The organism is Frankia sp. CcWB3, from assembly GCF_977927595.1.
Genome location: NZ_CDWRCK010000126.1, coordinates 1 through 12,094, shown reverse-complemented (window position 1 = coordinate 12,094; position 12,094 = coordinate 1). Strand labels below are relative to the sequence as shown.

The following is a 12,094-nucleotide window of genomic DNA, read 5'->3' as shown; positions in this document are numbered from 1 at the left end:
GCTGGTCCCCGCGCCCACGGAGCCCGGGCGTCGCGTCGGGCCCGGCCCCAGGCGACGAGGTAGGCCAGCGCCGCCATGGGGACCAGCATGATCGCCAGTGACTTCGTCAGAAGGGCGAGGCCGACGAAGACCCCCGTCCAGGACGCGGTGCGCAGGGAGGTGTCCCCGCGCAGCACGTAGACGATCGAGACCGTGGCCAGGCCGCTGGTCAGAACCAGCAGGTTGTCGTTGTTGACGCTGGATCCGATGTGGGTGAGCTGGGGGATCCCGAGTGGTACCAGGGCGGCACAGATCCCCGCCACCCGGCTGCCACCGCTGAGCCGGTTCGCCCCGGCCCAGGCGAGCAACGGCAACGGCGCGACCATTGCCACGCTGACCAGGCGCAGGATCCCGATGATCTCGTCCCAGCGCAGGTGGTCGCCACCGCCGGGGACGGCCTTGAGAATCATGGCGTCAACCCAGTAGTACAGCGGGGGATGCTGCACGAGCTGCTGGATGCCGCCCTTCGGCGCCGGCATCCGGTCCAACTCCTCCCAGCTGGGACGATCGTGGCGGGGGACGGCGTCGGCCGCGGTGAACGGGCCGGCTGACAGGTCGCGGGGCCGCTCCTCGGATCCGTAGGGGGCGGCCATGATCGCCCCTACGCCACCTTGCGTCACGATCGCACGGCCCGGATGCGGCCAGCCCTTGCCCTCGACGAGCCGCATCACAGCGTCCACGTGGTTCGGTTCGTCGGGCGCATGGTATTGCGGCATCATCACCGACCAGCCGGCCAGCAGCGCGGTGAAGAGCAGAGTGATCACCCAGATGGCCGCAGGGGTGGTGCGGAGAATCCCCCACGGCCGGAAGCGCGTCCCCATCGGGAACACGTCTCCGCCGGCCTTGGCGTCGGCGCGGGCCGTTGCGGTCGAATCCACAGAGTCACCCACGAGTGGCAGAGTCCCATCGGACGAAGGTGGAGTCATGCTACGGACCCCCGATTCCCCGTCGGCATCATGGGTGCCCTCCTCCAGTCAGCCCTGGTCGCGCACGGTGGTGCGGGTGCTTCCGGGCTGGTGTCCAGACCGTTGTCGCGGTGTTCCCGGACCGGCGGTGTCACAGCCTGCAACCATCATCGTGACCGCTCGAGGGCTGGTTCACCGTTATTGAATCGGGGGATCGAGGCGGATGCCTTCGGCTATCCGGATGCAAAGTCCGCCGGATAGCACGGATAGCAGGATCTGTCGAATAGCAGGATCTGTCGGATTTGGGCGAGGCGAAGATTCCGGTTTTAGGCGTGGCCGCGGAGCTGTCCGCGTGGCACGCGGACAGCTCCGCGGCCCGACGTCCGGAGCGCGCGATCCGGGCGCCGGATCAGCGCCAGGAGTCGATGTGGCCGACGATCTTCGCGGGGGATCCGGCGGCGACGGCCTTGGGCGGCACGTCCCGGGTCACCACCGAGCCCGCGGCGACGACGGCGCTCTCGCCGATCGTCACGCCCTTGAGCACGATAGCCCCCGTGCCGATCCAGGCCCGGTCCTCCAGCACGATCGGCCCGCTCATCGGCTGCTCCACGCCGTCGACGACCATCGGATGGAAGTCGTTGTCGAGTAGCTGGGTGTCCCACGAGACGTTGCAGCAGGCGCCGATCGAGACGCGTTCGCGCACGAGGATCTTGGCGAACCCGTTGATGTTCGCCCCGGGGCCGAGTTCCAGTACGCCCGAGTCGACGACGATCCGCACGCCCCGCTGCAGCGACACGACACCTTCGCAGCGCAGGCGGCCCTCGGGATGCACCCGGATGATCGAGGTGTCGCGCCGGGTCGACAGTCCGAACGCGCCGAGCCCCACCCGTAGCGCTGCGCCCTCGGCGAACTCGATGCGTTCCCGGCCTTCGATCACGGTGGGGGAACCGGTCCAGATCGGTTGCCTGTACGCGAGCGGGTAACGCAGCCCGGCCACGAACGAGCGGGCCGAGGTCTCCTGCGCCGCCCACAGCGAACGAACGTGCCGCACATACTCCCGCAGATCACTTCTGAACGCACCCACGGAGCAACAGTAGGCGCTGCCCCGGTGGCCGGGACCGCCCGGCTGTCGGCTCGCCGGGGCGGGCATGCCACTCTAGAGTCGTGCGCGAGCCCTCGACGGAGCGTGCACCATCGCCACGGACCGGCGATCGGGGCGGGAACTGACGACGTCGGGCCGCCAGGACGCCGGCCCGGGACGCCGCTGGGCCGGAACGACGACCGGGAGCCACACCGACGTGAGTGTCAGCGCCATCCACCGACCTGAACATCCGCAGGCCGGCACCCCAGTGCGGGCGGCTTCCGGGGACGGCGTCGCTGCCGCCGGTCCGGACACCCCTTACGTGACCATCGTGCTGCCCTGCTACAACGAGCAGGACCATGTGGTGCTCGAACTCGAGCGCATCACCGCCGCGATGGACGCGAGCGGTTACTCCTACGAAGTCTTGGCGATTGACGACAAGTCGACCGACAACACGCTCGCGGTGCTGCGCGAGGTGGCCCCGCGGTTCCCGTGCATGCGGGTGATGCCGTTCCGCCGCAACGGTGGTTCCGGCACGGCCCGCCGGATCGGGACCCAGGAGGCCCGCGGCAAGATCGTCGTCTGGACCGACGCCGACATGACGTACCCGAACGAGCGCATCCCGGAGTTCGTCCGTTACCTGGACGACAACCTCGACGTCGACCAGGTCGTCGGGGCGCGCCGCACCGAGGAGGGCACTCACAAGTGGGCCCGGGTGCCGGCGAAATGGTTCATCCGGATAATCGCCCAGCGGCTGTCCGGCATGAAGATTCCCGACCTCAACTCCGGGCTTCGCGCCTTCCGCCGGGACGTTTCCCTGCCCTATCTGCGGCTACTGCCCCCCGGTTTCTCCTGCGTCACCACGATCACGATGTCCTTCCTGTCGAACCAGCATCCGGTGGATTACCTCCCGATTGATTACGCAAAACGGTCCGGAACGTCGAAGTTCCATCCCTTCCGGGACGCGCGGCGTTACATCCTTCAGGTGCTGCGGATGGTGATGTACTTCGATCCGATCAAGGTTCTCATGCCGGTCGCCCTGTGGATCATGGGTTTGGGTTTTGTCAAGCTGATCGTGGACGTGATCCGCTACGACTTCCATGTGGCGACGTCGACGCTGCTGGCGATTCTGGTCGGCTTCCAGATCGTCGTGCTGGCGTTGATCGGCGATCTGGTGGCCCGCTCGCGCAGCGACACCTGACCGGCGTGCGCATCGCGATCGTCGGTCCGACCCATCCCTACAAGGGGGGGATCGCGCAGCACACCACCGAGCTTGCGCACCGGCTGTCGGCGCGGGGCCACGAGGTGGCGGTCGAGTCCTGGTCGGCGCAATACCCCGCGCGGCTCTATCCCGGCGTGCAGCGCGTCACCGAGCCCGAGATGGAGCCGTTCGAGGTCACCCGCTACCCGTTGTCGTGGCGCAGACCGGATGGGTGGATCCGGCTCGGCAGGCGCCTGCGGCGGCAGGCCGACGCGGTGATCCTGGTCGTCGTCACCCCCGTGCAGGCTCCGGCCTACCTGGGCGTCCTCGGCGCACTGCGGGCCCCGGGGCTGCGGGCCCGGGGGCTGCGCGGCCGGGGCACGGGTTCCGGGCGAGCGGGTTCCGGAGGCGCGGGTCCCACGGTCGTGGCACTCTGCCACAACGTCCTGCCGCACGAGCGCCGGGCCGTGGACGAACCGCTGACCAGTGCGGTGCTGCGCCGGTCGTCGGCTGTTCTCGTCCACACGCCGGCCCAGGCGGAGCTCGCCGCGTGCCTCACCCCTGCTCCGGTCCTGGTGGCCGAGATGGCCACGCACCTGTGGTCCTCGCGTCTGCCGTCCTCGGGTCCGTCCTCCTCGGGTCTGCCGTCCTCGCCGCCCGGGCCGGTGGCCGGCCGCGGTGGGCCATCCGCCGACGTCACCCGGCGCAATCTGCTGTTCTTCGGGCTGGTGCGGCCGTACAAGGGACTGGACGTCCTGCTGCGGGCGTTGGCCCGCGGGCCGGCGGACGTTCGTCTCACCGTCGCCGGCGAGTTCTGGGGCGGGACGGGGGAGACCGCCCGGCTGGTCGAGGAGCTCGGCCTGGCCACCCGGGTGGACCTGCGGTCGGGCTATGTCGACGCGGCGGAGGTGCCCGCGCTGTTTGCCGGTGCCGACGCCCTGGTGCTTCCCTACCGGGCCGGAACGGCGTCGCAGAACGTCGATCTCGCGCACCTGCACGGCGTGCCGGTCGTGGCGACCACGATGGGAACACTCGCCACCACGGTCCGCGACGGCGTGGACGGTCTACTCGTGCCGCCCGACGACGCGGAGGCGCTGGCGGTGGCGCTGCGGCGGCTCTACGAGCCCGGCGTGCTCGCCGGGCTGCGCTCGAAGGTCATACCGCCGGACATCGACGGGGCGTGGGAGCGTTACCTTGATGTGACGTTGGGCGCGCTTGGGCACACCTGAGCCGTGGCGTATGCGCGAGTCACGGCCCATCCATGGGTCACGGCCCATCCCTGGATCGTGGACCACGCGTGAATCGTGGACTCGGAAGGCGGACTGGAATGAGCAAGGCTGACCGGATGGGCCGGGCTGACCGGATGGGCGGGGCCGACCTGTGAGCCCGGTGCGGGACGACGCCCTCGCCTTCGTGGGCCATCAGGTACATGTCATGCGTCGCCGGGAGGTCGGCACCCTGCTGTCGTGGGCGGGGGAACTGGCCGGGCGCACCCTGCTCGATGTGGCCGGCGGTGACGGCTACTGGGCCGGCCAGGCCGTCCGTCGCGGGGCTCGGGCGGTGTGCCTCGACCTCGCCCGGCACAAGCTGCAGTTCGGTCGCCGGCTGCGCGGGCATCCCGGGCTCGTCGAGGGGGACGCCTTGGCACTGCCGTTCGCCGCGGCCACGTTCGACGTCGTCATGTCGGTCTGCGCCATCGAGCACTTCGACGATGGGCCGGCCGCGCTTGCCGAGATGGCGCGGGTGCTGCGTCCGGGTGGCGACCTGGTGATGTCTGCCGACGCCCTCACCCGGGCGGCGTCCTGGCCGGATCTGTTCGACCGGCACCGCGAGTGCTACCACGTCAGGCACACCTATTCCGGCGACCATCTCGCCAAGCTGCTCGACGATGTCGGGCTCGAGGTCATTCGGCAGACGTACATGTTCCGCAGCGAACGCGCCGAGCGGCTCTACCTGACCTTGTCCGCCAAGGGCGGCAGGACGGGATGGAACGCCGCGGCCGTGCTCTCGCCGGCCGTCGCCCTGTCGGACCGGCGGGCTCCCGACACCGCGGGCAGCGTCGTACTCACCCACGCCCGCAAACGGGAGGGCTGAACGATGGCGTCCGCCGGCCGGTCGGCACGCCCGGGCCCCGGCCGTGAACCGCGCCGGCAGCCGGAGCACGGGCCGCGGACGGGCCCGCCGCCGCCCCCCACCTCCCTGCGTAACCAGCGCATCCTCGCCGTCGTCCTGACCGTGCTGCTGTTCGGGCTGATCGTGGCCGGGATGGGTGCCGGGTTCGCGCTCTTCGGCCATCGGGGCTGGGGATACCTGGTCGGCGGGATCTCCTGCGCCGTGATGGCACTCGCGGCCCTGCGCGCCTGCGGCCGCTGACCCCGCCGGCCCACCGGCCCCGGCTGTCCGGGAATGGAGGAGGCAGGGGCAGACTGTGACCCGTGCGTGTGGGTTTCCTTGTCGAGCAGCTGCTCGCGCCGGTTCCTGGCGGGACCGGGCGCTACTCCGCCGAGCTCGCGGCGGCGCTCGCCCGCACCGCCGCCCCCGAGGACCGGGTGACCGGGTGGTGTGCCGGGCGCCGGGAGGTCGGTCCGGCCGTGTTGCCCGGCGTCTTCGGTCCGTTCCGACTTGGTCTGCCTCGCCGCGCACTCGCCGTGGCCTGGGCGTGTGGCGTGGGCCCGGCTCCGACAGGGGTGGACGTCATTCACGCTCCGACCCTGCTGGTGCCACCCGCGGGTGGCACCCGGGGGTTCGTGACCGGTTCGGTGGCGGACGCCCTGCGCGGCCTCGACGACCGGACCGGTTCTCGGACCGGGTCCCGGCGCGGGCGACGGTCCGGTGACTCCCGGCGTTCTCCGGATTATCGGCGCTCTCCGGGTTATGTGGACTCATCTCCACCTTCCGGACTTTCCGGCGCGCCGCCCCGTCCGTCGCTGGCTTCCTGGGCCTCCGGAACCGTCGCGCCGGCCCTGGGTGATGCCCTGGACCGGCGCCGGCCGCGCCCGAAGCTCGTCGTGACGATCCACGACGCCGTTCCCTGGACGCATCCCGAGACCCTGACCCCGCACGGGGTCCGGTGGCACCGGCTGATGGGCGAACGGGCCGCACGCCACGCCGACGCGATCGTCGTGCCGACGCTCGCGGTGGCGGCCGAGATCGCCCGGCATCTGCCGATCCCCGAAGACCGCCTGCACGCGATCGGGGAGGGAGTCGCCGACGCCGTGGTCCGGGTTCCGCCCGATGCCGACGCCCGCGCCGCGCGGATGGGGCTACCCCCTCCAGGGCGTTATCTACTCACCCTCGGCACGCTCGAACCCCGTAAGGGCCTCGACACCGCGCTCGCGGCGCTGCGACGACCGGGCGATCCGGGCCTGCCGTTGGTCCACGTCGGCGCGACCGGCTGGGGTGGGCTGGACGTGCGCGCGGCGGCGGCCAGGCACGGTCTGGGCGCGGACCGGGTGCGCACCCTTGGGCGGCTCAGTGACGAGGATCTCGCCGTGGTCCTGTCCCGTGCGGGCGTACTGCTCGCGCCGAGCCGGTCGGAGGGCTTCGGGCTGCCGGTCGTCGAGGCGATGGCGCACGGTGTGCCGGTCATCGTCTCGGATGCCCCCGCGCTGGTCGAGGTCGGTGGGGGCGCCGCCGTGGTAGTCGGGGTGGACGACCCGGCCGCGCTGGGCGCCGCGGTGGCGAAGGTCATGGGCGATCCGGGCCTGCGGGGGCGGCTGTCGGAGTCTGGACGCCTTCGTGCCCGGTCATTTACCTGGAAAGGGGCAGCACTGGCGACGTGGGCGCTCTACCGTCGAGTCAGCGGTTCCCCCGCCGTGTCCGTCGCCGACGACGGGCGGGCGTAGTGTTGCCCCCGTTGAGAAGCAAGCGGTCACCGTGAAGCAAGCGACCACCCCGTCGCGGGTGGCGCGTCAGGGAGGGAGCGCCGTGGGACCCCGGGTGCTCGTCGACGCCACTTCGGTCCCGGCCGACCGTGGTGGCGTGGGGCGTTATGTCGACGGGTTGGTCGCGGCGCTGGGCACGACCGGCGCGGACATGGCGCTCGTCTGCCAACGGTCGGATGAGGAACGCTACAGCCGGATGGCTCCACACGCCACCGTTCTGTCCGGGCCGGCGGCCATCGCCCACCGGCCCGCGCGGTTGGCCTGGGAACAGACCGGGCTGCCACTGGTCGCCGAACAGGTGAATGCCGATGTCATCCATTCACCGCACTACACGATGCCGTTGCGGGCGCACCAGCCCGTGTGCGTGACGATTCACGACGTCACCTTCTTCACCGAGCCCGACATGCACACCGCGGTGAAGGGCACGTTCTTCCGGTCCGCGATGCGCACCGCGGTGCGCCGGGCGGTCCGGATCATCGTCCCCTCGAAGGCCACCCGGGACGAGCTGGTGCGGGTGCTCGACGGGGAGCCGACGACCACCGACGTCGCCTACCACGGCGTCGACACGTCGACCTTCCATCCGCCGACCGAGGAGGACAAGCGGCGGGTGCGCCGCCGGCTCGGGCTTGGCGACTCGCGCTACGTCGCGTTCCTCGGGATGCTGGAGCCGCGCAAGAACGTGCCGAACCTCATCCGGGGCTGGGCCGAGGCGGTGCACTGGCGGGACGAGCCGCCCGCGCTCGTCCTGGCCGGCGGCTCCGGCTGGGACGACGACGTCGATGCCGCCGTCGCCTCGGTGCCGAGCCACCTGCGGGTGATCCGGCCGGGTTATCTGCGCTTCTCCGACCTGCCGGGCTATCTGGGAGGTTCGTCACTGGTGGCGTATCCCTCGCACGGTGAGGGCTTCGGGCTGCCGGTGCTGGAGGCGATGGCCTGCGGCGCCCCGGTTCTCACCACGCCGCGCCTGTCGCTGCCGGAAGTCGGCGGCGATGCCGTCGCCTACACCCAGCCGGACGCCGGCTCGATCGCCCGGGAGATGGGCGCCCTGCTCGATGACGCCGAGCGGCGCAGGCAGCTCGGTCAGGCCGGTCTCGCCCGGGCCCGGGAGTTCACCTGGGCGGCCAGCGCCGAGGCGCATCTCGCGAGCTACGCGCGGGCGGTCGCCGAGCGCTGAGGCGCCCGTCGGCCCGGCCCCGGGGCGAGGAACGCCGCAAAGGGCGCGCTACGGTCTCCTCGGTGCAAGGTGCCGTGCGTCGTCACGGGAACGTGTCGGGCGACCAGCGGTGGGCGAGAACGGGCGGGCGAGACATGGGTGTGGATCCGGAGATCCGGGTTGTCGTCGTGACCTTCCGGTCCGGGGAGGTGATCGGCGCCTTCCTCGACTCGCTGGCGAAGGCGACCACGCGGCCCTACGAGGTCGTCGTGGTGGACAACTCGCCGCACCTCGACGAGGGCACGAGGGCGGCCGCCGAGCGGGCCGAGGTGCGCCTGGCGCGCCCGGGTCGCAACCTCGGCTACGGCACCGCGGTCAACCGTGGTGCCGCCGGAGCCCGCGGGCCCTGGCTGGTGATCTCCAATGCCGACATCTCCTTCGCGCCCGGTGCGGTCGACGAACTGATTGTCGCGGCCGACCGCTGGCCGGGGGGCGGGGCCTTCGGCCCGGGGATCATCAATCCGGACGGGGCGCTCTACCCCTCGGCCCGGGACCTGCCCTCTCTCGGCCGCGGGGTGGGGCACGCCTTGTTCGGCTGGTGCTGGCCGACGAATCCGTGGACGGCCTCCTACCGGCGGGAGCGGGGCCTCCCCCGGGAGATGACCGCCGGCTGGTTGTCCGGTTCCTGCCAGCTGCTGCGCCGGGAGGCGTTCGAGGCGGTCGGCGGGTTCGACGAGTCCTACTTCATGTTCATGGAGGACGTCGACCTCGGCCGCCGCGTCGGCGAGGTGTCCTGGCAGTCGGTGTACGTGCCGTCCGCGGTGGTCGAGCACCTCGGCGGGCACTCGACGAAGCGGTCGTCACGGCGGATGGTGCTGGCTCATCACCGCAGCATGTTCCGCTACCTGTCCCGGCAGTACCCCGGCAACGCGCGCGCGCCGCTGCGGCTGCTGCTCGGGGTCGGTCTCGTGGTCCGGCTGCTGCTCGCGCTGATCTTCGCCCGGGACAGCGCGGGGGCGAAGGCGACCCGTTCCGCCGATCTGCTTCCCCGGGGCGGTGCCGCGCGGGGCGCCTGAGCGGACCGCGGCCGGCCGATGGCCGGCAGTCGAGTCGCTGGTAGCCGAGTCGCTGGTAGTTGAGGATGTCCTGGATGTCCGAGATGTTTGGGATATCCGGACGGCTCGGTGAACCCCGGTCCGACGCAACGTGTCGAAACCATGGCATGCCGTTCGTCGTATGGTCCCGACCCCGATCCGTTTTCAGCGCCCACCGCGTGTTCTGCGACACTGACGCCCCATGGACGCAGTGATGCTTGTCGGCGGTCAGGGGACCCGCCTGCGACCGCTCACGATGTCGGCACCGAAGCCGATGTTGCCGGTCGCGGGGGTGCCGGTCACCGCGCACATGCTGGCTCGCGCGCGAGACGCGGGAATCGACCGGGTGGTGCTCGCCACCTCGTACCGGGCGGAGGTCTTCGAGGAGTACTTCGGGGACGGCTCGGCGCACGGACTCCAGCTGGAGTACGTCACCGAGACCGAGCCGATGGGCACGGGCGGCGCGATCCGCAACGTGGCCGAGCGGCTCCACGGGGGACCGGACGATCCGGTCGTGATCTTCAACGGTGACATCCTCGCCGGTCTGGACGTCCAGGCCCTCGTCGCGCGGCACACGGGGACCGGCGCGGCGGTCACCCTGCATCTGACCCGGGTGGTGGACCCGCGTGCCTTCGGGGTCGTGCCCGTCGACGACGATGGTCGCGTCACCGCCTTCCTGGAGAAGACCCCGGACCCGCCCACCAATCTGATCAACGCTGGGTGCTACGTGTTCCGGCGGTCCGTCATCGACACGATCCCGACGGGACGACCGGTCTCGGTCGAGCGGGAGACCTTCCCGGGACTGCTGGCCGCCGGCACGACGGTCATGGGTTACCCGGATGACACCTACTGGCTCGACCTCGGAACTCCCGCGGCGTTCGTGCAGGGCAGTCGCGATCTGGTGACCGGCCGGATGGCGTCGTCGGCGCTGCCGGGGCCGGTCGGGGACTGCCTGGTGCTGCCCGGTGCTGTCGTGGCCGCCGACGCCAAGATCGGTGGCGGGGCGACCGTCGGGACCGGTGCGTGGGTCGGCGCGGGTGCCGCGATCGACGGTGCCGTGCTGTTCGACGGTGCGGTCATCGAGGCCGGGGCGGTCGTGCGGGACAGCGTGATCGGTCGGGACGCGGTGATCGGCTCCGGTGTCGCGCTCGACGGGGTGGTCATCGGCGACGGGGCACGGATCGAGCGAGGCAACGAGCTGCGGTCCGGGGCGCGCGTGTTCCCCGGAGCCGTCCTCTCGGCGGGCGCTGTGCGATTCAGCTCGGACCGCACCTGAGCGCAGCCGACCGGTTGCGGGCGGCGGCGGACCACTGGTAGCGCCGCCGCCTCTCCTCACGACGCGGCGGCTGCGGCCCGTCCGGGCGGAGATCTCGCGGACATCCACGGACGGGGAACAAACACCGCCCGCTGAATGCGGCGATTCCGCGCCGTGGCCGAGGACAATCGCACTCATGAGGTTCAGCGTGGAACGCGACGCGTTCGCCGACGCGACCGGCTGGGCCGCTCGGCATCTACCCAACCGGCCGGGCCCGGCCCGGAACGTCCTGACCGGCATCCTGCTCACCGCGGGCCATGGCGCCCCGGCGTCGGCGCCCGCCGCGGTTCCCCTGCCGTCGGGTTCCGCGGCGTCTCCTGGTTCCGCGGCGCGCCAGGGGCCGGCCACGGCCTCGGTCCTGACGATCTGCGCGTACGACACGGAGGTGGCGGTGCGGGCTCCGGTCGCGGCCTCGGTGGACGAACCGGGGCGGGTGCTGGTGCCCGGCCGGCTCCTCACGGACATCGTGCGCAGCCTGCCCGCGACGACGGTCGACGTCGTGGTCGACGGTGACCGGCTGGTCCTGCGCTGCGGCAGCGTCCGTTTCACCGTGCCGTTAATGGACCCGGGCGACTACCCGAAGCTCCCCAGCTTTCCCGGACCGATCGGTGAGGTGGACACGCTCGGGTTCGCGTCCGCGGTCGGTCAGGTCGCCCCGGCGGCCGGCCGGGACGAGACCATGCCCGTGCTCACCGCGGTCCGGATGGAGATCTCCGGGCGCGGGCTGACCCTCGCCGCCACTGACCGGTACCGGCTCGCGGTACGCGGCATACCCTGGCAGCCGACAGTCGACGATCCGTGGGCGCTCGCGCACGTGCCCGCCAAGGTTCTCGCCGAGGTGGCCCGCATGCCGACGTCGGCCTCCCGCATCATGATTGGCCTGGACCTCGACGATCCGTCCGGCGCCCGGCTCGGCCTCGTCGCCGGCGGCCGGCAGACCATCGTCCGACTCATCGAAGGGACGTTTCCCAACTACCGCAAGCTCCTGCCCGAGGCGGCCGCGCTCGTCGTCACCGCGCAGACCGCGGCGCTCGCCGCGGCGGTCCGCCGGGTGGCTGTCGTCGCCACCCGCACCGGGCCGCTGCGGTTCACGTTCACCCGCGACCAGGTCGTCGCCGAGGCCGGGGACGGCGGTGGCGCACAGGCCAGCGAGACGATTCCGGTCGAGTACGCAGGTCCCGAGCTCTCGGTGCTGTTCAACCCGTCCTACCTGCTGGACGGGCTCGGTGCCGTCGAGGACGATCAGGCGACGATCGGGTTCGTCGACGCCGATCCGGCCGAGGCCGCCGCGAAACCCGCGGTGCTCACCGGCAAGGACAGCGGCCGCGGCGCCGTTGACGAGGGCGCCTACCGCTACCTGCTGATGCCGATCCGCCACGGCGGGAGCTGACTTGTCCTGTGCCGTGTCGCCGCGCCGGGGAG

At 71.7% G+C, this 12,094-nt stretch carries 11 protein-coding genes; 9 read left to right on the top strand and 2 right to left on the bottom strand.

Features of this window, described 5'->3' with window-relative positions:
* Both ACY5KJ_RS11480 and ACY5KJ_RS11475 read right to left on the bottom strand, forming a co-directional pair.
* Window positions 1-965, bottom strand: a 965-nt coding sequence (locus ACY5KJ_RS11480) for a glycosyltransferase family 39 protein (RefSeq protein WP_462203345.1), incomplete at its 3' end; no start/stop codon positions are given.
* Between the two features lie 388 nt (window positions 966-1,353).
* On the bottom strand, window positions 1,354-2,028 hold the full coding sequence (locus tag ACY5KJ_RS11475; protein WP_462187462.1) for an acyltransferase: 675 nt from the start codon (window positions 2,026-2,028) through the stop codon (window positions 1,354-1,356).
* Window positions 2,029-2,242: 214 nt separating this feature from the next.
* Here ACY5KJ_RS11475 and ACY5KJ_RS11470 point away from each other — a divergent pair, with 214 nt between their 5' ends.
* The 9 genes from ACY5KJ_RS11470 (at window position 2,243) to dnaN (ending at window position 12,062) form a co-directional block, all read left to right on the top strand.
* A complete protein-coding gene (locus ACY5KJ_RS11470) occupies window positions 2,243-3,226 on the top strand; it encodes a glycosyltransferase family 2 protein (RefSeq protein WP_462187461.1) in 984 nt (327 codons plus the stop codon).
* A 5-nt stretch (window positions 3,227-3,231) separates the two neighbouring features.
* Window positions 3,232-4,455 carry a glycosyltransferase gene (locus tag ACY5KJ_RS11465; RefSeq protein ID WP_462187460.1) on the top strand — a complete coding sequence of 408 codons (1,224 nt, stop codon included), beginning with the start codon at window positions 3,232-3,234 and terminating at the stop codon, window positions 4,453-4,455.
* Window positions 4,456-4,606: 151 nt separating this feature from the next.
* On the top strand, window positions 4,607-5,320 hold the full coding sequence (locus ACY5KJ_RS11460) for a class I SAM-dependent methyltransferase (protein WP_462187459.1): 714 nt from the start codon (window positions 4,607-4,609) through the stop codon (window positions 5,318-5,320).
* A gap of 3 nt (window positions 5,321-5,323) precedes the next feature.
* A complete protein-coding gene (locus tag ACY5KJ_RS11455; RefSeq protein WP_462187458.1) occupies window positions 5,324-5,599 on the top strand; it encodes a hypothetical protein in 276 nt (91 codons plus the stop codon).
* Between the two features lie 62 nt (window positions 5,600-5,661).
* On the top strand, window positions 5,662-7,071 hold the full coding sequence (locus ACY5KJ_RS11450) for a glycosyltransferase family 4 protein (protein WP_462187457.1): 1,410 nt from the start codon (window positions 5,662-5,664) through the stop codon (window positions 7,069-7,071).
* 82 nt (window positions 7,072-7,153) lie between these two features.
* Window positions 7,154-8,284, top strand: coding sequence for a glycosyltransferase family 4 protein (locus tag ACY5KJ_RS11445; RefSeq protein WP_462187465.1), 1,131 nt, complete (start codon window positions 7,154-7,156; stop codon window positions 8,282-8,284).
* A 134-nt stretch (window positions 8,285-8,418) separates the two neighbouring features.
* Window positions 8,419-9,339: a glycosyltransferase family 2 protein gene (locus ACY5KJ_RS11440; protein WP_462203344.1), complete on the top strand. Its 921-nt coding sequence runs from the start codon at window positions 8,419-8,421 to the stop codon at window positions 9,337-9,339.
* A gap of 220 nt (window positions 9,340-9,559) precedes the next feature.
* Window positions 9,560-10,633 (top strand): mannose-1-phosphate guanylyltransferase, encoded by a 1,074-nt coding sequence (manB, locus tag ACY5KJ_RS11435; RefSeq protein ID WP_462203343.1) that lies wholly within the window; start codon window positions 9,560-9,562, stop codon window positions 10,631-10,633.
* Window positions 10,634-10,808: 175 nt separating this feature from the next.
* A complete protein-coding gene (gene dnaN, locus ACY5KJ_RS11430) occupies window positions 10,809-12,062 on the top strand; it encodes a DNA polymerase III subunit beta (protein WP_462187451.1) in 1,254 nt (417 codons plus the stop codon).
* The last annotated feature ends 32 nt before the right edge of the window (window positions 12,063-12,094 follow it).

Excerpts from the sequence above, each read along its gene's own strand:
- ACY5KJ_RS11455 (WP_462187458.1), top strand. The coding sequence starts at position 5,324 with ATGGCGTCCGCCGGCCGGTCGGCACGCCCGGGCCCCGGCCGTGAACCG.
- ACY5KJ_RS11440 (WP_462203344.1), top strand. The coding sequence starts at position 8,419 with ATGGGTGTGGATCCGGAGATCCGGGTTGTCGTCGTGACCTTCCGGTCC.
- manB (WP_462203343.1), top strand. The coding sequence starts at position 9,560 with ATGGACGCAGTGATGCTTGTCGGCGGTCAGGGGACCCGCCTGCGACCG.
- dnaN (WP_462187451.1), top strand. The coding sequence starts at position 10,809 with ATGAGGTTCAGCGTGGAACGCGACGCGTTCGCCGACGCGACCGGCTGG.